Origin of the sequence: Pseudoroseicyclus tamaricis (genome assembly GCF_012070395.1) — a bacterium.
In the GTDB taxonomy this organism is placed as follows: Bacteria; Pseudomonadota; Alphaproteobacteria; order Rhodobacterales; family Rhodobacteraceae; genus Pseudoroseicyclus_A; species Pseudoroseicyclus_A tamaricis.
Window position 1 is genome coordinate 759,422 of the sequence record NZ_JAAFYS010000002.1, and the last position, 20,399, is coordinate 779,820.

At 69.9% G+C, this 20,399-nt stretch carries 20 protein-coding genes; 10 read left to right on the forward strand and 10 right to left on the reverse strand.

What is annotated here, in order from left to right:
- Nucleotides 1-29 precede the first annotated feature (29 nt).
- The 5 genes from GY170_RS10015 to gluQRS all read left to right on the forward strand — a co-directional run bounded on the left by GY170_RS10015 (nt 30) and on the right by gluQRS (nt 4,364).
- The gene (locus tag GY170_RS10015; protein ID WP_163892913.1) at nt 30-584 is read left to right on the forward strand and encodes an LOG family protein; all 555 of its coding nucleotides are present in this window, start codon (nt 30-32) and stop codon (nt 582-584) included.
- A gap of 209 nt (nt 585-793) precedes the next feature.
- The gene (locus tag GY170_RS10020) at nt 794-1,381 is read left to right on the forward strand and encodes a hypothetical protein (protein ID WP_163892916.1); all 588 of its coding nucleotides are present in this window, start codon (nt 794-796) and stop codon (nt 1,379-1,381) included.
- A 176-nt stretch (nt 1,382-1,557) separates the two neighbouring features.
- Nucleotides 1,558-2,913, forward strand: coding sequence for a methylenetetrahydrofolate--tRNA-(uracil(54)-C(5))-methyltransferase (FADH(2)-oxidizing) TrmFO (trmFO, locus tag GY170_RS10025; RefSeq protein WP_163892919.1), 1,356 nt, complete (start codon nt 1,558-1,560; stop codon nt 2,911-2,913).
- 21 nt (nt 2,914-2,934) lie between these two features.
- Entirely contained in the window at nt 2,935-3,531 is a 597-nt protein-coding gene (locus GY170_RS10030; protein WP_163892922.1) for a class I SAM-dependent DNA methyltransferase, read from the forward strand.
- Nucleotides 3,528-4,364 (forward strand): tRNA glutamyl-Q(34) synthetase GluQRS, encoded by an 837-nt coding sequence (gene gluQRS, locus GY170_RS10035; RefSeq protein ID WP_163892924.1) that lies wholly within the window; start codon nt 3,528-3,530, stop codon nt 4,362-4,364. The genes GY170_RS10030 and gluQRS overlap by 4 nt, the downstream gene beginning before the upstream one ends.
- Nucleotides 4,365-4,571: 207 nt before the next feature.
- On the opposite strand, the gene hisI is transcribed toward gluQRS, so the two are convergent.
- Entirely contained in the window at nt 4,572-4,928 is a 357-nt protein-coding gene (gene hisI / locus GY170_RS10040; protein ID WP_163892927.1) for a phosphoribosyl-AMP cyclohydrolase, read from the reverse strand.
- Between the two features lie 72 nt (nt 4,929-5,000).
- Between hisI and GY170_RS10045 the strand changes: the two genes are divergently transcribed.
- Complete coding sequence (locus GY170_RS10045; RefSeq protein WP_163892929.1) at nt 5,001-5,453, forward strand: iron-sulfur cluster assembly scaffold protein; 453 nt, start codon at nt 5,001-5,003, stop codon at nt 5,451-5,453.
- A gap of 159 nt (nt 5,454-5,612) precedes the next feature.
- Here the strand turns inward: GY170_RS10045 and hflX are convergent, their stop codons facing one another.
- The 9 genes from hflX to dusB form a co-directional block, all read right to left on the reverse strand.
- Nucleotides 5,613-6,899: a GTPase HflX gene (hflX, locus tag GY170_RS10050; RefSeq protein ID WP_203531251.1), complete on the reverse strand. Its 1,287-nt coding sequence runs from the start codon at nt 6,897-6,899 to the stop codon at nt 5,613-5,615.
- Nucleotides 6,896-7,129, reverse strand: coding sequence for an RNA chaperone Hfq (gene hfq, locus GY170_RS10055; protein ID WP_163892933.1), 234 nt, complete (start codon nt 7,127-7,129; stop codon nt 6,896-6,898). Before hfq ends, hflX begins: the two co-directional genes overlap by 4 nt.
- Before the next feature lie 106 nt (nt 7,130-7,235).
- A complete protein-coding gene (locus GY170_RS10060; RefSeq protein ID WP_163892936.1) occupies nt 7,236-8,771 on the reverse strand; it encodes a TrkH family potassium uptake protein in 1,536 nt (511 codons plus the stop codon).
- Nucleotides 8,771-10,141, reverse strand: a complete 1,371-nt coding sequence (gene trkA / locus GY170_RS10065; RefSeq protein WP_163892941.1) for a Trk system potassium transporter TrkA — start codon at nt 10,139-10,141, stop codon at nt 8,771-8,773. The genes GY170_RS10060 and trkA overlap by 1 nt, the downstream gene beginning before the upstream one ends.
- 253 nt (nt 10,142-10,394) lie before the next feature.
- Nucleotides 10,395-11,795, reverse strand: a complete 1,401-nt coding sequence (ntrX, locus tag GY170_RS10070) for a nitrogen assimilation response regulator NtrX (protein ID WP_163892943.1) — start codon at nt 11,793-11,795, stop codon at nt 10,395-10,397.
- Nucleotides 11,796-11,804: 9 nt separating this feature from the next.
- Entirely contained in the window at nt 11,805-14,048 is a 2,244-nt protein-coding gene (locus tag GY170_RS10075) for a sensor histidine kinase NtrY-like (RefSeq protein ID WP_163892946.1), read from the reverse strand.
- An 81-nt stretch (nt 14,049-14,129) separates the two neighbouring features.
- Entirely contained in the window at nt 14,130-15,500 is a 1,371-nt protein-coding gene (locus tag GY170_RS10080; protein ID WP_163892949.1) for a response regulator, read from the reverse strand.
- A 10-nt stretch (nt 15,501-15,510) separates the two neighbouring features.
- A complete protein-coding gene (locus GY170_RS10085) occupies nt 15,511-16,596 on the reverse strand; it encodes a two-component system sensor histidine kinase NtrB (protein ID WP_163892953.1) in 1,086 nt (361 codons plus the stop codon).
- Nucleotides 16,593-17,594 carry a tRNA dihydrouridine synthase DusB gene (gene dusB, locus GY170_RS10090; protein WP_163892956.1) on the reverse strand — a complete coding sequence of 334 codons (1,002 nt, stop codon included), beginning with the start codon at nt 17,592-17,594 and terminating at the stop codon, nt 16,593-16,595. Before dusB ends, GY170_RS10085 begins: the two co-directional genes overlap by 4 nt.
- A 203-nt stretch (nt 17,595-17,797) precedes the next feature.
- Between dusB and GY170_RS10095 the strand changes: the two genes are divergently transcribed.
- The 4 genes from GY170_RS10095 to GY170_RS10110 are packed head-to-tail and all read left to right on the forward strand — an operon-like array spanning nt 17,798 to nt 20,339.
- Nucleotides 17,798-18,946 (forward strand): bifunctional 2-C-methyl-D-erythritol 4-phosphate cytidylyltransferase/2-C-methyl-D-erythritol 2,4-cyclodiphosphate synthase, encoded by a 1,149-nt coding sequence (locus tag GY170_RS10095; protein ID WP_163892957.1) that lies wholly within the window; start codon nt 17,798-17,800, stop codon nt 18,944-18,946.
- On the forward strand, nt 18,943-19,431 hold the full coding sequence (locus GY170_RS10100; protein ID WP_394351490.1) for a phosphatidylglycerophosphatase A family protein: 489 nt from the start codon (nt 18,943-18,945) through the stop codon (nt 19,429-19,431). The genes GY170_RS10095 and GY170_RS10100 overlap by 4 nt, the downstream gene beginning before the upstream one ends.
- Entirely contained in the window at nt 19,428-19,922 is a 495-nt protein-coding gene (locus tag GY170_RS10105) for a CinA family protein (protein WP_235937831.1), read from the forward strand. Before GY170_RS10100 ends, GY170_RS10105 begins: the two co-directional genes overlap by 4 nt.
- A 33-nt stretch (nt 19,923-19,955) precedes the next feature.
- A complete protein-coding gene (locus tag GY170_RS10110; protein WP_163892960.1) occupies nt 19,956-20,339 on the forward strand; it encodes a VOC family protein in 384 nt (127 codons plus the stop codon).
- Nucleotides 20,340-20,399 lie beyond the last annotated feature (60 nt).

Here is a 20,399-nt window from a genome sequence, read left to right on the forward strand (position 1 = left end):
GTCCGGCGCGACACCACGGAGCCTGCAACATGAGCCACACATCTTCCGTCTGCGTCTATTGCGGCGCCCGGGACGGCGCCCGCCCCACCTATGCCGCCGCCGCCGAGGCGGTGGGCGAGATGATCGCCCGGCGCGGCTGGCGGCTCGTCTATGGCGCCGGCGACGTGGGGCTGATGGGGCGGGTGGCGTCGGCGGCGAAGGCAGCGGGCGGCAACGTCTTCGGCGTCATTCCCCTGCACCTGGTGCGCGCCGAGGTCGGCAAGCGCGACATCGACAGCTTCGTCGTCACCGAGACGATGCACGAGCGCAAGAAGGTCATGGTGATGAACGCCGACGCCATCGTGGTCCTGCCCGGCGGCGCCGGCACGCTCGACGAGTTCTTCGAGGTGCTCACCTGGTCGACCCTCGGCCTGCACGACAAGCCGATCTTCCTCTACGGCCCGGATGGATACTGGGAGCCCCTCACGGCCCTCATCGATCACGTCGCCTCCGAAGGCTTCGCCGACGCGGCTCTCGCCGGCCGTGCCCCCTCCCACACCGACCTTTCGGCCCTCGAGGAGGCCCTCGCCGCCGCCCTGTCCTGACCCGCCCCATTCACCTGGCCCGAAATACCTCGGGGGGGCCGCAGGCGGGGGGCAGAGCCCCCCTCCCCGCCCGGCCTCTCTCCCCGCCGCGAGGCCCAAAGGCACCGCCCGCACGCCCGCCCGGGCACCATCTTTCCCGCTCTCGGCCCATCTTGGGCCACATTCCCGCCCGATCCTCCGGCTCCGTCCCCGCAACCGGAGCCCTGTCCATGCGTCGCCTGACCCCCGTTCTCCTGCTCGCCAGCCTCGCCGGCCCCGCCGCCGCGGAGGCGACGGTCACGCCCAACGCGGCCGAGGACATCTACCGCGCCCACGCCACGAGCTTCGAGAGCGCGACCATCGCGGTGCTGAGCGAGGTCGAATGGCTCGACGATTCCATCCGCGTCACCCAGGTGGACGGCGCCGAGGAGGGCATCCTCACCGAGATCCCGCTGGAGGGGCGCGACGGACTGCGCTCCTGGTATCCCAACGGGGCGGACACCGGCTACACCGTGATCTCCATGGCCGACGGCAGCCCGATGACCTCCGTCACCCTGCTCCTCGGCAACGGCAATTTCGAGACCCGGACGGGCATCTACCGGATGATGCTGGACGGCGGCATCGTGGCCGAGGGCAGCTTCGAGAACACCGGCCCCTTCTCCCGCGTCCGCTTCGACGGCGCGCGTTTCGACGCCCTCTGGCTGCGCAACCGCGCCACCCCAGAGGACCCGGCGCCGAGTTTCGGCGACGGCACCGCGAACACGCTGGCCATCGACGCCATCGAGGTGCGGCTGGAGGAGACGGTCGAGGAGATGTGACGGGCGCCCGGCGCGTGTCCATCGGCCACTCTCACATCCCGGACTGACCGGAGACCCAGCTCCCACCCCCGCCCCACAGCGCACCGCTGCCCGGGCGCGCCGGGGTGGGTGGGCGGGAGGCGGGCCCGGGCAGCGGCCCCTTCCGTTTGCGCGCCGTTCGGCCTATCTGCGCAGGCATGACACATACCCTTCACATCGTCGGCGGCGGGCTCGCCGGGTCAGAGGCCGCATGGCAGGCGGCCGAGGCCGGCATCGACGTCGTCATCCACGAGATGCGGCCGCAGGTCGGCACCTTCGCCCACAAGACGGGCGACCTGGCGGAGATGGTCTGCTCCAACTCCTTCCGCTCCGATGACAGCGACAACAACGCCGTCGGCCTCCTCCACTGGGAGATGCGGCAGGCCGGCGGGCTGATCATGGCGATGGGCGACGCGCACCGCCTCCCCGCCGGCGGCGCGCTCGCGGTCGACCGCGAGGCCTTCTCCGCCGCCGTCACCGAGCGCCTGCACGCCCACCCGCGCGTCACCATCAAGCATGGCGAGATCACCGCGCTGCCCGAAGACGGCCACTGGATCATCGCCACCGGCCCCCTCACCTCCTCCGCCCTCGGCCAGGCCATCGCGGCGGAGACGGGCTCTGACGCGCTCGCCTTCTTCGATGCCATCGCGCCAATCGTCCATGCCGACACGATCGACATGGATGTCGCCTGGGCGCAGTCCCGCTACGACAAGGGCGAGACGGAGGACGAGCGACGCGCCTACCTCAACTGCCCGATGACGAAGGACGAGTACGAGGGCTTCATCGACGCCCTCCTCGCCGCCGACAAGACGGAGTTCCACGAGGGGGAGACGGCCGGCTATTTCGACGGCTGCCTGCCCATCGAGGTGATGGCCGAGCGCGGCCGCGAGACGCTGCGCTTCGGGCCGATGAAGCCCATCGGCCTGACCAACGCCCACAAGCCGGACCAGAAGCCCTACGCCGTCGTGCAGCTGCGCCGCGACAACAAGCTCGGCACGCTGTACAATATCGTCGGCTTCCAGACGAAGATGAAGTACGGCGCGCAGACCGAGGTGTTCAAGACGATCCCCGGCCTGCAGGACGCCGCCTTCGCGCGCCTCGGCGGCATCCACCGCAACACCTTCCTCAACTCGCCGACGCTGCTCGACGAGCAGATGCGCCTGCGCTCGCGGCCCCACATCCGTTTCGCCGGGCAGATCACCGGCGTCGAGGGCTACGTGGAGAGCGCGGCCATGGGACTCCTCGCCGCGCGCCTCGCGGTGGCGGAGCTGCGGGGGCAGAGCTTGCCGCCGGTGCCGCCGACGACGGCCATCGGCGCGCTCGTCACCCACATCACCGGCGGGGCCGAGGCGAAGAGCTTCCAGCCGATGAACGTCAACTTCGGCCTCTTCCCGCCTCTGCCGGAGGCCAAGAGCGGTCGTCGCGGCCGGAGGGAGCGCTACCCCGCCTACACCGCCCGCGCCAAGGAGGACTGGCAGGGCTGGCTGCAAGCAGGGGCGTTGGCGCCGGCCTGAGGGGCTGCTAGGCTGAAGTCCATGACAGGACATCTCAAGGGCGTTTACGATCTCGACGGCGAGGGCGAGGTCCGTGCCTATTACGACGACTGGGCCGGCAGCTACGACAGCGAGCTGGCCGAGGCCGGCTATGCCACCCCCCGCCGCTGCGCCGCCGCGCTGGCGGCGAGCGATCTGCCGAAGGACGCGCCGATCCTCGACATGGGCTGCGGCACCGGCCTCTCCGGCGCGGCGCTGGCAGAGGCGGGGTTCACCGTGATCGACGGCTGCGACCTCTCCGCCGGGATGCTGGAGCAGGCCCGCGCGCGCGGCATCTACCGCGATCTCTTCCTCGCCGGGCAGGCGCTGCCGGAGAGCTACCGCGCCGTGGCCGCCGTGGGTGTCATCGGGCCGGGGGCCGGGCCGGTGGAGCTGTTCGATCAGTGCCTCGCGCTGCTCCCGCCCGGCGGGCGGCTCGTCTTTTCCTACAACGACCACGCGCTGGAGGTGCCGGAATTCCCGGCGCGGCTGGAGGCTGCGCTGTCGTCCGGCGCCGCGCGGCGCCTCTTCGAGGAGCGGGGGCCGCATCTGCCGTCGATGGGCATCGAGTCGACCGTCTACGTCATCGAGAAAGCGTGAGGACGCGCTTCGCCCCGTCTCCCACGGGGCCCCTGCATCTCGGCCACGCCTACGCCGCCATCCTTGCGCATGACATGGCGCGGGCGGCGGGCGGGGAATTCCTCATCCGCATCGAGGATATCGACCGCTCCCGCGCCCGGCCGAAATGGGAGGCGCAGATCTTCGACGACCTGCGCTGGCTCGGCCTCAGCTGGGAGGAGCCGGTGCTGCGCCAGTCCGCCAACATGGGCGCCTACCGCGACGCCCTGGCGCGGCTGGAGGCGGACGGCCTTACCTATCCCTGCCAGTGCCGCCGCCGGGACATCGAGGCCGCCCTCTCCGCCCCGCAGGAGGGCGCGCCGCTGGTCGGCCCGGACGGGCCGATCTACCCGGGCACCTGCCGCCACGGCGGGGCGGAGCCGGAGGGCGCCGCCATCCGCCTCCACATGGCGCGGGCGGCGACGGAGCCGGTGACCTTCCTCGAGGAGGGCGCGGGGCCGGAGGGGCAGAGCGGGGAGATCGAGGTCACGCCCGAGGATATGCGTCTGGGCATCGGAGACATCGTCCTCGCCCGGCGCGACATGGGCACCTCCTACCACCTCTCGGTGGTGGTGGACGACGCGGCGCAGGGGATCACCCATGTCACCCGGGGCGAGGATCTCTTCGCGGCCACGGCAATCCACGCCCTGCTGCAGGACCGCCTCGCCCTGCCCCGCCCGCGCTACCACCACCACCGCCTGATCCGCGACGATGCCGGCAAACGCCTCGCCAAGCGCGACGATGCCCGCGCCATCGGCGCCTTCCGAGCGGAGGGCGCGAGCCCGGCGGACATCAGGCGGATGGTCGGTCTCTGACGCTGGTCTCGTAGGGTGGGTTTGTAACCCACCTCCCCTGACACCCTGTGCTGACTGCTCCCGACTCCGCGCCCGTAGGGTGGGTTTCCAACCCACCTTGACCCCGCCGCCTCGCAACGCCGCCGCTCTTCCCCCGCCCGGTACGCGCCAACGGCGCAGGGCGAGCGCCTGCGTTGGACCTGGCTGCAACCGGGCGTGCTCTCAAGCTTACTCCGGCCCCATCAACTCCTCGACTTCGCCGCCGCGCACGGCACGATAGAAGCACGTCCGCCGATTGGTGTGGCAGGCCGGCCCCGTCTGCTGCACCAGCACCAGAAGGCAGTCGCCGTCGCAATCGTAGCGGAAGTCCACCAGCTCCTGCACGTGGCCGGAGCTCTCGCCCTTCACCCAGAAGGCGGCGCGCGAGCGGCTCCAGTAGGTGACGCGGCCCGTCTCCAGCGTGCGGGCCACCGCCTCGGCGTTCATCCAGGCCATCATCAGAACCTCACCGCTCGCCGCGTCCTGGGCGATGGCGGGAATGAGGCCGGCCTCGTTGTAGGTCAGCGACGTGGGGTCGAAAGGCACGGCGGTCTCCTTTGCTTCGGCGGCGGCCGGGCCTATCTAGGGCAGAACGACGCGACCAGAAAGACCGGCCCCATGTCTGCCGACAGCGATCTCATCAAGCTTTACTCCGCCCGCATCCTCGGGCTCACCGCCGACATGCCCCGCATCGGGCGGCTGGCGGAGCCCGATGGCGAGGCCAAGCGCCGCTCGCCCACCTGCGGCTCCACCGTCACCGTGACGGTGGACTGGGATGGCGAGCGGGTCACCGATTACGCGCAGGAGGTGAAGGCCTGCGCGCTCGGGCAGGCTTCGGCCTCCATCACCGGCCGCGTGGTGGTGGGGCTGGACGAGTCGACGATCCGGCAGGGGCGCGACGAGCTGGCGGCGATGCTCGCCGGCGGCCCGCCCCCCTCGGCCCCCTTCGACGGGCTGGAGGCGCTGTCCCCGGCGCGCGAGTACAAGAACCGCCACGGCTCGATCATGCTGGCGCTCGACGCCACGCTTGCCGCCATCGAATCCGCCCAGGCCGCGCGCGCCACCGGCTGAGCGGGGGACGAATTCCGCGCGGAATTCGTGCCGGAAATCGCGCGATTTCCGTCCCCCGCCGAAGCCAAGCGATCTCCGATCAGCGACGCGCCCCGCGGCCACCGGGCGCCGAATTCCATATGGAATTCGTCTGCGGAAACCATATGGTTTCCGCCCCCCTCAGAGGGCCGCGAACCGTTCCTTCTGGCGCTCCGTCCAGCGCAGGTGGAGCAGGTAGCCATCCTCCGTCTCCTCCTCGCGCTCGATCACCTCTTCCTCGTGCAGCCAGGCGCGCTTGCGCCCTTCCGAGAAGGGAAGCAGCAGCTCTTCCTCCAGCCGCGCCGGGGCAAGCGTGGCCGCGATGGTCTCCACCAGCGCTTCCATCCCCTGCCCCGTCCAGGCGGAGATGGCGACCGGCCCCTCCTGCCCGGCGCGGCGCTCTGCCGCCTCGCGGGCCATCTCGGGCAGCAGGTCGATCTTGTTCCAGACCTCGACGACCGGCACCTCGGGATCGACGCCGAGGCTGGCGAGGATCGTCTCCACCTCCTCGGCCTGCTCCTCCGTCTCCGCATGGGAGATGTCGCGCACGTGCAGGATGAGATCGGCCTCCAGCACCTCCTCCAGCGTGGCGCGGAAGGCGGCGACCAGCTCCGTCGGCAGATCGGAGATGAAGCCCACCGTGTCGGAGAGGATCACCTCCTGCCCCTCCAGCCGAAGGCGCCGCATCGTGGGGTCGAGCGTGGCGAAGAGCATGTCCTTTGCCATCACCTCCGCCCCCGTCAGGCGGTTGAAGAGCGTCGACTTGCCGGCGTTGGTGTAGCCGACGAGCGCGACGATCGGATAGGGCACCTTGGCGCGGGCGGCGCGGTGGAGGGCGCGGGTCTTCTGCACCTTCTCCAGCTGGCGCTTGAGGCGCGTGAGCTGCTCGTCGATGGCGCGGCGGTCCGCCTCGATCTGCGTCTCGCCGGGGCCACCGACGAAGCCGAGGCCGCCCCGCTGGCGCTCCAGGTGCGTCCAGGCCCGCACGAGGCGGGTGCGCTGGTAGGTCAGCGCCGCCATCTCCACCTGCAGCACGCCCTCGCGGGTGCGGGCGCGGTCGGAGAAGATCTCGAGGATCAGCCCCGTCCGGTCGAGGAGCTTGACCTTCCACTCCTTCTCAAGGTTGCGCTGCTGCACGGGGCTCACCGGCCCGTCGACCAGCACCAGCTCCACCTCGGCGTCGTGGATGCGCTCCTTCAGCTCGGCGACCTTGCCGGTGCCGAAGAGCAGGCCGGGATGCGGCTTGGGCAGGGGCACGACTTCCGCGCCGACCACCTCGATGGCGGCCAGTGCGGCGGCGAGGGCGCTGGCTTCTTCCAGCGCCGGCAGGGCGGCCCGACGGTCCGGGTCGCCCTTCAGATCGGGGTGGAGGACGAGGGCCCGCGTCGGGCGCTCCTCGGTGGACCCCTCAAGAATACTGTCTGTCAATCTTCACTGTCGTTCAGGTTGATCGGCTGGCTCGGCATGATGGTGGAAATCGCGCTCTTGTAGACGAGCTGCGACTGACCGTCGCGGCGCAACAGGACGCAGAAGCTGTCGAACCAGGTGATCACGCCCTGCAGCTTCACGCCATTGATGAGAAAGATGGTGACCGGAACCTTGATCTTGCGGACGTGGTTGAGAAACGCGTCCTGCAGGTTCTGCTTGTCAGCGGCCATTGGCAGTCGCCCTTTTTTCTTGTTGAGGCCGCAGATCGGCCTGCCCCGTCGTTAAGTGGAGTATGGAACGCCCGTTTCGGACTTTCCACCCCCAATTGCACGCGCCTCAGCGCCGCCAGGCGGCCGGGTTGAGGAGGGCGATGAGCGCCAGCGTCTCCAGCCGGCCGAGCACCATGGTGAAGGCGAGGATGGTCTTCGCCTCGGGCCGCAGCCCCTCGAAGGAGATGGGATACTCCCCCGCGATCTGCACGATCGGCCCGCAATTGGAGAGGGCGGCGACGGCGAGGATCATCGCCGTCTCGAACTGTACGCCGTAGAGCGACAGCAGCAGCATGACCGTGGTGAGGGAGAGCGCGAAGAGCATGAAGAAGAGCCACGAGATATAGGCCCCCTCGCGCCGGATGCGCCGCGCCGTATGGCCAGATCCGCCAACGGAGGAGGGGTGGACCAGCCGCGCCAGCTCTCTCACGCCGTGCTTGTAGAGGGCGTAGATGCGCAGCAGCTTTACGCCGCCGGCGGTAGTGGCGACGCCGCCGCCCACCAGCGCCAGACCCACCAGCACCAGGCCCGGCGTGTGCAGCCCCGACCAGTCCTGCGCCAGCCGCCACTCGGCGCTCTCGAAGCCGGTGGTCGTCAGGAAGGACAGGACGGTGAAGATGCTCCCCCAGAGCGCGCCGATCCCGGCGAGGATGCCGCCGGTGTGCAGCCCGTCGCCCGAGGCGGCGACGAAATGGCGCAGGAAGAGCAGCCCCGGCACGATAATGACCAGCGACATGGCCATCGCCACCTCCGGGTCATGCACGAGGCTGCGGCTGCGCTCGATCACCGGGCGGCGGGCGAAGGCGTGGCGCGAGATGGCGAAGATCATGAAGAGCGCCATCAGGAGCTCCCCGAAGAAGCCCGAGCCGGTGAAGGTCGTCCCGCTCGTCAGGGGAGAGATGCCGGAGGTCGCCATGACGGACATGGCGTGGCAGATCGCCACCAGCGGCACCTCTCCGGCGATCAGCAGGCCCACCCAGAGCGCCCCCGTCAGCCCGGCATAGACGGGCGCCAGCGCCGCCGCCTGCCGTGCCAGCCGCTCCGCCGGCAGGGAGTGACGGGCAAAGCGCGATAGCCGCCCTGCCCCGCCATCGACGCCGGCGGCCGCCTGAACTTCGTAGCCGCCGAGGTTCATCGGCGCGAGGATTGCCGCCGCCGTCACCCAGACGGTCAGCCCGCCGAGCCAGCCGACGAGCGCGCGCCACAGGTGCAGGCTTGGGTTCAGGCGGCCGACGTTGTCGTAGACGGTGCCGCCGGTGGTGGTGAAGGCGGCCACCATCTCGAACCAGGCCTCGAGAAAGCTGTCCTCTCCCAGCGCCACGAAGAACGGCACGGCGAGCATGACGGGCAGCAGCAGGAAGGCGGCGAGCAGGCCCGCCAGCTGCCCCTGCGGCGCCGCGCTGGGGCGCGCGCCGCGGGTGGCGACGCCGATCAGCGCGGTCAGCATCCCGAAGAGGATGAAGCCGTAGAAGAAGATGCGGGCGGTCTCGAAATCCTCCAGCGTCAGCGCATGGAAGGCCGGCACCAGCATGGCGATGGCGCCGGTGGCCATGGCATAGACGAAGAAGGGCGCGCCTCCCCTGCGCTCGGCCACGCCCTCCATCAGAAGAAGTCGATGGAGACCTGCAGGAGCCGCTCCACCTGATGCACATCGGGGCTCATGGCGAAGAGGGCGACGAGATCCCCCTCCTCGATGCGCATGTCCCCGGTCGGTTTCACGAACTTGCCGTCCCGCAGGATGCCGCCGACGCGCACGCCCTCGGGGAAGGCGATCTCCCGCACCCGCTGGCCGGCGATGGAGGAGGTGCCGAGCACCTGCGCCTCGATCATCTCCGCCTCGGCATCGCCAATGGAATAGACGCCGCGCACCCGTCCGTGGCGGATGTGGCGCAGGATGGAGGAGACGGTGGTGGCGCGCGGGTTGATATAGGCGTCGATCTTGAGCGGCCCCATCAGCGGCAGCAGCGTCGGGTCGTTGACCAGACAGATCGACATCTTGGCGCCCATCTCCTTGGCGCGCACGGAGGCGAGCAGGTTGGTCTTGTCGTCATCCGTCACCGCGAGGACGGCATCGGCGGAGCCGACGTTCGCCTCCTCCAGCAGGGCCGAATCGAGGCCGTCGCCGTTGAGCACGATGGTGCGTTCCAGCGTGTCGGCGGCGCTCTCGGCGCGGCGGCGGTCCTTCTCGATGACCTTGGCGCGCACGCGCCGCTCCTCCAGCACCCGGGCGACGCCGAGGCCGACGTTGCCGCCGCCGATGATGACGACGCGGTCCTGCTTGGCGGTGGACTTGCCGAAGATCTCCAGCGTCCGGCCGACATCCTCGACCGCCGAGAAGACATAGGCCTCGTCATCGACGAAGAGCTGGTCGTCGGCGGAGGGTACGAATAACTTGCCGCCCCGGCGCACGCCTACGACGACGGCGCGCAGGGTGGAGAAGAGATCGGTCAGCTGGCGCAGCGGCGTGTCGATGATGGGGCAATCCTCCCCCACCTTGATGCCGAGGAGCTGCCCCTTGCCGCCGAAGAAGCTCTCCGTATCGAAGGCCGAGGGCGCGGCGAGGCGCTGCATGGCCGCCTCGGCGACCTCCTTCTCAGGCGAGATCACCACGTCGATCGGCATGTGGTCGCGCCGATAGAGATCGGAATAGATCGCGTCGAGGTAGCTCTGCGAGCGCAGACGGGCGATCTTGCGGGAGATGGCGAAAACGGAATGGGCCACCTGGCAGGTGACCATGTTGACCTCGTCGCTATGGGTCGCGGCGATGATCATGTCGGCATCCGGCGCCCCGGCCCGCTCGAGGATGTCGGGGTAGGACGCGTGGCCGATGATGCCCTGCACGTCGAAGCTCTCGGTGATGCGGCGGACGAGATCGGGGTTGAGATCGACGACGGTGACGTCGTTGCGCTCCCCCGATAGATGCCGCGCGATCTGCCAGCCGACCTGCCCTGCGCCGCAGATGATGACCTTCATGCGCGCCTCTCGATGCGGCCTCTTGGTGGGGGCCATGGGTGACAGAGGCGGCCAGCATGGTCAATCGGTGCCTCTGCGGCGACCTGGGTGGGAATGTGCGGGGGAGTGTCGGGGGATTGCATCCCCCGAGCCCCCTGCCGTTCGTGGGGGCCCACGGGCCCCCACACCCCCCTTGCGGTGGGGGCGCTGCCCCCCCGCCCCCGAGGTATTTCCGGCCAGATGAACCAGGGGGCGTGGGGTCAGGCGGGGCGCGTCAGTCTTCGCCGACGTGGGCGACGCGGGCGCCGGACTTGTTGCTCGTGACCACGCCGAGGCTCTTGAGCTTGCGGTGGAGGGCCGAGCGCTCCATCCCGACGAAGCTGGCGGTGCGAGAGATGTTGCCGCCAAAACGGTTGATCTGGGTGAGCAGGTACTCTCGCTCGAAGAGCTCGCGCGCCTCGCGCAGCGGCAGCGTGGCGAGGCCGCCGGAGAGGACGACGCGGCCCTCCTCCTGGCCCGAGGCATCCTCGGGGCCCGGCAGCTCGCGCGCCGAGATATCGCCCACCGCCTCGCCGAGGATGAGGATGCGCTCCACCACGTTCCTCAGCTGGCGGACGTTTCCGGGCCAGAGCATCGTCTGCAGCAGGGCACGCGCATCCTCGCCCAATGCGCGGAGCGGCATGCCCTGATCGCGGTTGAGAACGGCGATGAAGTGTTCGGCAAGGAGCGGGATGTCCTCGCGCCGTTCCTCGAGGCTCGGCACCGAGATCGGCACGACGTTGAGGCGGTGATAGAGCTCCTCGCGGAAGGTGCCGGAGGCGATGGCGGCTTTCAGATCGCGGTTCGTCGAGGAAATGACACGCATGTCGACATGCACCTTCTCGGTGCCGCCGACGCGGGTGAAGGCCTGTTCCACCAGCACGCGCAGGATCTTCGACTGGGTGCCCACGGGCATGTCGGCCACCTCGTCGAAATAGACGACGCCGCCATGCGCCTGCTCCAGGAGGCCCTTCTCCACCCCGCGCTCGCCGCTCTCGCGGCCGAAGAGCACCTCCTCCATCCGCTCCGGCTCGATCGAGGCGGAGTTGACGGTAACGAAGGGCGCGTTGGCGCGCGGCGAATGGGCGTGGATGTAGCGCGCCGCCGTCTCCTTGCCGGAGCCGGGCTGGCCGGTGAGCATCACCCGGCCGTTGGAGCCGGTGACCTTGTCGAGCTGGCTGCGCAGGCCGCGGTAGGCGGCGCTGTCGCCCAGCATCTCCGCCGGGGCGAGATCGCCGCGCCGCAGCTCGCTGTTCTCGCGGCGCAGGCGCGCCGTCTCCATCGCGCGGCGGATGACGACGAGAAGCTGGTCGATGTTGAAGGGCTTCTCGATGAAGTCGTAGGCGCCGAGCTTGATGGCCGCGACCGCCGTCTCGATGTTGCCGTGGCCGGAGATGATGACCACCGGCACCTCCGGATGCTCGCGCTTGGCGTGCTTGAGGATGTCGATCCCGTCCATCCGGCTGTCCTTCAGCCAGATGTCGAGGATCACCAGCGCCGGCTCCGCCTCGACCAGCTCCTCCAGGCAGGTGTCGGAATTGGCGGCGAGACGGGTGGTGTAGCCTTCGTCCTTCAGGATGTCCGAGATGAGTTCGCGGATGTCGCGCTCGTCATCGACGATCAGAATGTCGCTCATGCTCTGGCCTCATGCGGTTTTTCTTGTGTCTTCGACGATCAGCGGCAGGGTGATGCGCGCCTCCGCCCCGGCGCGGGCGCCGGGTGCGAAGGGCTCGGCATCGATCAGTTCGAGGCTGCCGCCATGCTCCTCGATGATCTTCTTGACGATGGGCAGGCCGAGGCCGGTGCCCTTGTCGCGGGTGGTGACGTAGGGCTCGAAGAGCTTCGAGCGGTCCTCCGGCAGCCCGATGCCGTTGTCGGAAATGGCGACGACGGCGGCCGCTGAGGATGCCTCCAGCCGGATGCGGATCTCCGGCGAGTAACCCTGCGGCACACCCTCTTCGCGATAGGTTTCAATGGCTTCACCGGCGTTCTTGATGAGGTTGGTGAGCGCTTGGCTGATCATGGTAGCGTCGAGATCGGCGCTGACGGCCATGTCCGGGACATCCGCCTCGATGCGCACCTCCGGCTGGCCAGCCTGCTGCAGGACGACGGCGTCGCGGAGGAGTTGGGCCAGATCGCAGGGGGCGCGATCGGGCTCCGGCATGCGGGCGAACCTGGAGAACTCGTCGACGATGCGGCGCAGGTGGAGCGTCTGGCGGATGATGACGTCGGTCATCTGGTCGAGCGCCTGCTTGTCCTCCCCCTCCACCAGCCGGCCGAACTTGCGCTTGATGCGCTCGGAGGAGAGCTGGATGGGCGTCAGCGGGTTCTTGATCTCATGCGCGATGCGCCGCGCGACATCGCCCCAGGCCGCCATCCGCTGCGCGGAGACGAGATCGGTCACGTCATCGAAGGCCACCACGTAGCCCTCCAGCGCGCCGTCGGCGCGGCGGCGGGGGGCCATGCGGACCAGCAGCGTCTCCTGCTTGCCGCCTCGGGTGAGCGCGACCTGGCCCTGCGCCACCCCTCGCTCGCCGGCCTGCAGGTCTTCGAAGAGCGCGCCGAACTCCGGCACGGCGACGGTGAGCGGCATCTCCTCCTGCGCCTCGCCAACGTAGAGGAGTCGGCGGGCGGAACGGTTGGCGAAGTCGATGCGACCCTCGGGGGAGAGGCCGATGACGCCGGAAGTGACGGAGGTGAGCACGGAATCGAAGAGCCGGCGGCGACCCTCGATCTGCCGGTTGGTGTCCATCAGCTCTTCACGTTGAGCTTTAAGCTCGCCCGTCATCTGGTTGAAATAGCGGCCCATCTGGGCGAACTCATCCTCTCCCGCCGCCTCGACGACCCGCACGTTGAGATCGCCGGAGCCGACGCGCTGCAGCGCCGTCACCAGCCGGCCCACCGGGCGGGAGAGGCGCTCGGCGAACCACAGGCCCAGCCAGATTGCGGCGAGGATGAGCAGCGCGGCGAAGCCGAGGTAGAGCAGCCCGAACTCGAAGAGGATGCGGCTGCGGTCCTGCTCCAGCTGCTCGTAGAGGGAGACGGTCTCCTGCGTCTCGTCGAGCAGCGAGAGGATGGCGCCGTCGACGGGACGGGTGACGTAGAGATAGCCGTCCTCGAAATTCTGCAGCGGGATCAGCGCCCTGAACTCGTTGTTCGGGTAATCCTCGATGATCGTCAGCCCCTCGTCGCGGGCGCGCTCGAAGGCCTCCGGCGTCGGCCGTTCGTAGTAGAACTCGTAGCTGCGCGCCCCGCGGGCGCGGATATTGCCGGCGCCGTCCAGCACGAAGGCCTCGCTGAGCCCCCTGTCGATCTGCGGCTGCACCTGCGCCAGCGCCTGCCGGATATCGCCGTTCGACATGAAGAATTCTCTGGCGCGCTCCGCATCGAGCCAGGCGGCGAGGCCGAGGCCGTCGCGCGTCAGCTCCAGCCGGTGCTCCTCCTCATAGGCCTGCGCCGCCTCCAGCGAGGTGCCGACGACGTTGCGCACGCGCTGCGAGAACCAGCCCTCCAGCCCGACATTGATAATGAGGACAGAGAAGATGGCGACCGTCACGGTGGGGATCAGCGCGAGGAGCGCGAAGACCCCCGTGAGCCGCAGGTGCAGGTTGGAGCCCGCGGAGCGCGCCCGGCGGGCGAGCACCATGCGGCCGACGCGCTGCAGGACGAGCGCCGCGAGAACGAGGATGTAGACCAGGTCGACCAGCAGCACGATGCGCAGGAGCGGCGCCGAGGCGCCCTGGTCGAGCGGGCCGAGCACGAAGTAGGTGCCGGCTGCCAGCGCCGGGCCGAGCAACACGAGGAGAAGCGTGGCCGCGTTCTGAACGCGCCTCTGCCCTCCCCAGCGGCTGACCCGCTGAATCGTTCTGGCCGTGAGCGACCGCCGCACTGTTACCGCCTTGCCACGGGGGACCCGCCCCTTTTGTGCCGGGCTCGCCTATGGTTTGGCGGCCACGGTTCTGTGGCTCTTTTACATCAACTTGCGGCGCCGTGTCACGCGAATATCCAGATCGGTGATCTTCTTGCGCAAGGTATTGCGGTTGATTCCCAAAAGATCGGCACATTTGGCCTGATTGCCGCCAGTCGCGTCGAGCGCGATCTCGATGAGCGGCATCTCCACCTCCTTGAGGATGCGCTGGTAGAGGCCCGGCGGCGGCAGCACCCCGCCATGCAGGTCGAAGTAGCGGCGCAGGTGCCGGGCAACGGAGGCGTTGAGCTTCTCGCCGTCCCCTCCCCCCTTCAGCGGCTCCATCGTCGGCTGGTTGCCGAGGACGGTTTCCACCTCCTGACGGGTGATCTCCTCCTCCGAGCCGGTGACGACGAGGCGGCGGATGGCATTCTCAAGCTGGCGGACGTTGCCGGGCCAGGAATAGGTGCGCACGAGGTCCAGCGCCGGCTGGGAGAGACGGCGCAGCGGCAGCCCGTCCCGCTCCGAACGGGCGAGGAAGTGATCGGCGAGGAGCGGGATGTCATCGACCCGCTCGCGCAGGCTCGGCACGGCGATGGTGACACCGCCGAGGCGGTAGAAGAGATCCTCGCGGAAGCCGCCCTCGTCGATCTTGCCCTTCAGATCGACCTGACTGGTGGACATGATGCGCGGCGCGCTGTCGCCGAGGCTGTCGAGCATCCGCACGATCCGCGCCTGCGCCTCGGCGGGAAAGTCCCCCACCTCGTCGAAGAGGATCGAGCCGCCCCGCGCCCGCCCGAGCACCGAGGAGGGCCCGTCGGCGCCCTCGAGGTCCGAGGCGGAGACGACGATGAAGGGCAGCGTGCGCCGGTCGGAGAAGTCGTGAATAGCCTTGGCGATGAGGCTCTTGCCCGTGCCGCTCTCGCCGGAGATCAGCACCGGCAGGGCCGTGTTCATCACCCGCGCCACCAGCCGGTAGAGCGACTGCATGGCTGGCGTGCGCCCGACGAGCGGCAGGTCACCGTCGCCCGTCTCCTCGGTCACGGTGGCGCGCGGCGTCGGGGCACGGCGCTTGACCTCCAGCGCCCGGGCGGCGCGCTTCATCAGGTCCGGCAGGTCGAAGGGCTTGGGCAGGTAGTCGTAGGCATCCGCTTCCGCCGCCTGGATGGCCGTCATGATGGTGTTCTGCGCCGAGATGACGATGACCGGCAGGCCCGGGCGCGTCTCCGCGATGCGGGGGATCTGATCGAGCCCGTTGCCATCGGGCATGATGACGTCGGAGATGACGAGGTCGCCCTTCCCCTCGTCGACCCAGCGCATCAGCGTCACCAGCGAGGAGGTGGCGTGCACCTTGCAGCCGGCGCGGGTCAGCGCCTGCGTCAGCACCGTGCGGATGGTGCGGTCGTCATCGGCGACCAGAACTGTTCCGTCCATCTCCTACTCCTTAATCGCTCTCTGTCTCGGCAGCGGCCGCCTCGGCCGGTGCCAGCGGCAGCGAAATGCGGAAGACGGTGCGCCCGGGCACCGAATCCACGCTGATCCATCCCCCGACGTCGCCGATCAGCTTGGAGACCAGCGCCAGCCCCAGCCCCGTGCCGTTCTCGCGGCCGGAGACGAAGGGCTCGAAGATGTCGGAAGCGATGTCCGGCGGCAGGCCGGGGCCGTCGTCGATGATCTCCACCTGCACGGGCAGCCGGGCGAGGCTGCCGTCGGGCATGCGCCGGCGCAGCGACGCCTCGTAGAAGGTGTGCAGGCGGATCGTGCCGCCATGCGCGCCGGCCTCGGAGGCGTTCTTGAGCAGGTTCAGGAAAACCTGCAGCAGCTGGTCGCCGTCGGCATAGACGCGCGGCAGCGAGGGATCGTAATCCTCGAGGAAGTACATGTGCGCGCCGAAGCCGACTGAGGCCGACTGGCGGGCGCGGTCGAGAATGTCGTGGATGTTCACCGGCCGCAGCAGCGGCGGGCGGAGGTTCCCGAACTGCTCGACCTGCTCCAGTAGCTTCACGATTCGCCGCCCCTCGGCGACGATCAGGTCCGTCAGCTCGAGGTCGGAGCCCTTGAGCCCCATGGAGAGCAGCTGCGCGGCGCCGGTGATGCCCGCGAGCGGGTTCTTGATCTCGTGCGTCAGCATCTCCGCCATGCCGATGGCCGACTTGGCGGCCTTGGAGGAGGAGATGTTCTGCGTCATCCGGCTGGCCATCTCGCGCGGGGCGATGAGCATCAGCATGGTGTCCTCGCCGCCTTCGAGCGGTGCGATCTGGATGTTGCAGGTGACCGGCGGGCGCTCCCCCGAGCCGACATCGACATCGTTGATGAAGAGCGAGGATTTCTGCGCCCGCGCCCGGGCGAAGGCCTCTTCCAGCTCGGCGTCGATCATCACCTTGTCCCAGACCGAGGCGCCGGTGAGCGCCTTGGAGGAGAGGTTGAGGAATGTCTCTGCCGCGGGGTTGCTCTCGATGATCGTGTCATCGTCGCACAGAAGCAGCGCCGGCAGCGGCAGCGAGTTCCAGAGCGCGAGGTCGCGGATCATGCCGCCGCCCTTTCCGCCAGGGCCTCGGGGAGGAGGGGCAGCACCTCCTCCGGCGTGGCGGTGAGCAGGCGGCGGCGCAGATCGGCCGGCGTGCCGGCGTGATCCATGTACCAGCCGAGGTGCTTGCGGAAGACGCGCGCCCCGAGCCACGTGCCGTAGAAGGAGAGCGAGGCCTCGTAATGCTCGGCGACGAGCGCGGCGAGCGCCTCCCCCAGCGGGATATCCGGGCCCTCGGCGCCAGTGAGCCGAGCCGCGATCTCCGCCGGCCGCCACGGCGCCCCCTGCGCCCCACGGCCGACCATGACCCCGGCGGCGCCCGAGAGGCGGAGCGCCTCGCCCGCGTCCCGGTCCGTGACGATGTCGCCATTGGCGATGACGGGGATCGACACCGCCTCGACCACGGCGCGGATCGCCGCCCAGTCGGCGGAGCCCTTGTAGAACTGGCAGCGCGTGCGCCCGTGCACCACGATCCGCCGCACGCCCGCCGCCTCGGCCCGGGCAGCGATGGCGGCGGCGTTGCGGCTTTCGTCGTCCCAGCCGAGCCGCATCTTCAGCGTCACCGGCAGGTCGCCGGCGCCGCGCACCACCGCCTCGATGATCGCCAGCGCCGCGTCCTCGTCGCGCATGAGCGCGGAGCCGGACCAGCCGGAGGTGACCTTCTTCGCCGGGCAGCCCATGTTGATGTCGAGCGCCGCGGCGCCGAGGGAGGCGAGCATCCGCGCCACCTCTTCCATCGGCGCCGGCTCGCAGCCGATGAGCTGGATGGCGGAGCCGGCGGCATCCTCCCCCAGCTCGGCCCGCGCCTCGGCGCCCTTGGTGCCGCAGAGCATCTCGCGCGTGGCCACCATCTCCGACGTCACCCAGTCGGCGCCGAAGCGGCGGACGAGGCGGCGGAAGGGCAGATCGGTGATGCCGGCCATGGGCGCCAGCGCCACGGGGCGGGCGGCTCCGGCGCCGGGAAGGCGGCCGTCACGGGTCTCGGCAAGCTGAGGTGCCATGTGGTTGATCGAATGCCTAATCGTTGTGCGCCCCTAACGCCGTTGTGACGTGGCCCGGCCCGGAAGGCAATTGCGCCCAAGCGTCAATCGTAAATCTGTCATAACCTGCCCATTATTTAAGCATAAGCGGGCGCCCGATGGGGCGGTTTGCACCTGTCCTCATCAGGACATAAGAGGTGCCAGACGCATTTTGGAGGTCACGCATGGGCTGGGCCCTGATCCTCACCGCCGCCGGGCGGGGCACCCGGGCGGGGGGCGGCCAGCCCAAGCAGTTCCGCCCGCTCGCCGGGCGGCCGATGATCGCCCATGCCCTTGCGCCCTTTCAGCAAATCGATGGCCTTGCCGGCGTGTGCATCACGCTGGAGGATCCAGCCTCCCCCGAGGCGGAGGCTCTGCGCGCCGCCGGCCACAATGTCGTCGCCGGGGGCGCCAGCCGCGCCGCCTCCGTCCGTGCCGGGCTGGAGGCGCTGGAGGAGCTGTCGCCGGAGCATGTTCTCATCCACGATGCCGCCCGTCCCTGCGCCTCCCCTGCCCTCGTCGCCCGCGTTTTGGGCGCGCTGCAGACGGCCGAGGCCGCCGCCCCCGCCCTGCCCGTCACCGATGCCCTCTGGCGCGGCGATTCTACGGTGGAAGCGTCACACCCGCGCGACGGCCTCTGGCGGGCGCAGACCCCGCAGGGCTTTCGCTTTGCCGCCATCCTGGCCGCCCACCGGGCGCATGAGGGCGAGGCGGCCGACGATGTGGCCGTCGCCCGCGCTGCCGGGATCGAGGTGGCCATCGTCCCGGGAGAGGAGGACAATCTCAAGGTGACCCATCCCGAGGATTTCGCCCGCGCCGAGCGCCTGCTCGCCCCCGCCCTCAACTCGGCCGCGCCGCAGGTGCGTGTCGGCAACGGCTACGACGTGCACCGCTTCGGCACCGGCGACCATGTCTGGCTCTGCGGCATCAAGGTGCCGCATGACCGCATGCTGCAGGGCCATTCCGACGCCGATGTCGGGATGCACGCGCTGACCGACGCCATCTACGGCGCCCTCTCGGCCGGAGACATCGGCCAGCATTTCCCGCCTTCCGACCCGCAGTGGAAGGGGGCCGAAAGCCACATCTTCCTCGCCCATGCCGCCGAGCTGGCGCGCGCGCAGGGCTGGCGTCTCTCCCACGCCGACGTCACCCTCGTCTGCGAGCGCCCGAAGATCGGCCCCCATGCCGAAGCCATGCGCGTCCGGCTGGCCGAGATTGCCGGCGTCGCCGCGGAGGCTATCTCCGTCAAGGCAACCACCTCAGAGCGGCTGGGCTTCACCGGCCGCGAAGAGGGGATCGCCGCCCTCGCCACAGCAACCCTGGTCCGCCCATGATGCATCTCGTCGCCATTGTCTTCGGCCTCGGCCGGCTCCGCCCCGGCCCCGGCACCTGGGGCTCGCTCGGCGCGCTGCCGCTCACCTGGGCGCTGCACGTCCTCGGCGGGCCGTGGCTGGTGCTGATCGTGGCCCTCCTCCTCATCCCGCTCGGCGTTGCCGCCGCGAAGGCGGAGATGGCGGCGACAGGTGACAGCGACCCCTCCCACGTCGTCATCGACGAGGTGGTCGGCCAGATGATCGCCCTGCTGCCCGTCACCTTCGGCGCCTGGGCCATGGGCGCCGGCGTGCTGGCGCTCTGGCCCGGCTGGATCGCCGCCTTCGTGCTCTTCCGCCTTTTCGACATCTGGAAGCCGTGGCTCGTCGGCAAGCTCGACGCGCGCGGCGATGTCTGGGGGCTGATGGCCGACGATATCGTGGCGGGCGTCTTCGCGGCGCTGGTGACGATCCTCTTTGCCGGCCTCGCCCACGGGCTGCTGATGTGAGCCTGCCCGCCTCCCCCGAGGCGGTGCTGGAGGCCGCCCGCCGCAAGCATCTGCGCCTCGCGGCGGCGGAGAGCTGCACCGGCGGCATGGTCAGCGCCGCGCTGACCGACATCCCCGGCTCCTCCGACGTGCTGGAGCGGGGCTTCGTCACCTATTCCAACGACGCCAAGCGCGAGATGTTGGGCGTGGCGGAGGCGACACTCGCCGCCCACGGCGCCGTCTCGCCCGAGGTGGCGGTGGAGATGGCAGCGGGCGCGCTCGCCCACTCCCACGCCGACATCGCCGTCTCGATCACCGGCATCGCCGGCCCCGGCGGCTCGGAGCACAAGCCCGAGGGCCGCGTCTGCTTCGCCATCGCCGGCGCTGGCGGCGACTGGACGGAGACGGTGGAGTTCGGCGCGCCCGGCCGCGCGACGGTGCGCGCCGCCGCCGCCGCCCATGCGCTCGCGCTCCTCGCCGAGGCGATTGACCGGAGTGCGCCCAAGGCCTAACGTTCCCGTATTGTTCTCATGCTGGAGCCCGCCATGCCCGTCCTAGATGCCGTCAGCGTCTTCGCCCATGACCTGTCCGAAAGCACCGCGTTCTACGAGCTTCTCGGCTTCGTCTTCCCCGACGAGGCGATGAGCGAGCAGCATGTCGAAGGCAGCCTGCCCGGCGGCGAGGTGCGTGTGATGATCGACACGATCGAGCTGATCGAGAGCCTCCTCGGAGAGCCGCCCCGCGCCGGCAACGCCTCGATCTTCGCCCTGCGCTGCGACACGCCGGCGGAGGTCGACAGCCTCGCCGCCCGCATTGGTGCTGCCGGCCAGACCGTCAAGGTGCCCGCCTGGGACGCGCCCTGGGGCCAGCGCTACGCGACCGTCGAAGACCCGTCGGGCCACCGCATCGACCTCTACGCGCCGCTCTGACCTCGCTTTTCTTCAGATATCCCGGGGGGCCGAAGGCGGGGGCAGAGCCCCCTCCCACGT

Bases quoted from the DNA above. Each gene is read 5' to 3' on its own strand.
- dusB (WP_163892956.1), bottom strand. From the start codon at position 17,594: ATGGCACCTCAGCTTGCCGAGACCCGTGACGGCCGCCTTCCCGGCGCC.
- GY170_RS10095 (WP_163892957.1), top strand. From the start codon at position 17,798: ATGGGCTGGGCCCTGATCCTCACCGCCGCCGGGCGGGGCACCCGGGCG.
- GY170_RS10020 (WP_163892916.1), top strand. From the start codon at position 794: ATGCGTCGCCTGACCCCCGTTCTCCTGCTCGCCAGCCTCGCCGGCCCC.
- GY170_RS10030 (WP_163892922.1), top strand. From the start codon at position 2,935: ATGACAGGACATCTCAAGGGCGTTTACGATCTCGACGGCGAGGGCGAG.
- GY170_RS10085 (WP_163892953.1), bottom strand. From the start codon at position 16,596: ATGATCCGCGACCTCGCGCTCTGGAACTCGCTGCCGCTGCCGGCGCTG.
- GY170_RS10045 (WP_163892929.1), top strand. From the start codon at position 5,001: ATGTCTGCCGACAGCGATCTCATCAAGCTTTACTCCGCCCGCATCCTC.
- GY170_RS10100 (WP_394351490.1), top strand. From the start codon at position 18,943: ATGATGCATCTCGTCGCCATTGTCTTCGGCCTCGGCCGGCTCCGCCCC.
- GY170_RS10080 (WP_163892949.1), bottom strand. From the start codon at position 15,500: ATGGACGGAACAGTTCTGGTCGCCGATGACGACCGCACCATCCGCACG.
- hfq (WP_163892933.1), bottom strand. From the start codon at position 7,129: ATGGCCGCTGACAAGCAGAACCTGCAGGACGCGTTTCTCAACCACGTC.
- GY170_RS10015 (WP_163892913.1), top strand. From the start codon at position 30: ATGAGCCACACATCTTCCGTCTGCGTCTATTGCGGCGCCCGGGACGGC.
- trkA (WP_163892941.1), bottom strand. From the start codon at position 10,141: ATGAAGGTCATCATCTGCGGCGCAGGGCAGGTCGGCTGGCAGATCGCG.
- GY170_RS10060 (WP_163892936.1), bottom strand. From the start codon at position 8,771: ATGGAGGGCGTGGCCGAGCGCAGGGGAGGCGCGCCCTTCTTCGTCTAT.
- trmFO (WP_163892919.1), top strand. From the start codon at position 1,558: ATGACACATACCCTTCACATCGTCGGCGGCGGGCTCGCCGGGTCAGAG.
- ntrX (WP_163892943.1), bottom strand. From the start codon at position 11,795: ATGAGCGACATTCTGATCGTCGATGACGAGCGCGACATCCGCGAACTC.
- GY170_RS10110 (WP_163892960.1), top strand. From the start codon at position 19,956: ATGCCCGTCCTAGATGCCGTCAGCGTCTTCGCCCATGACCTGTCCGAA.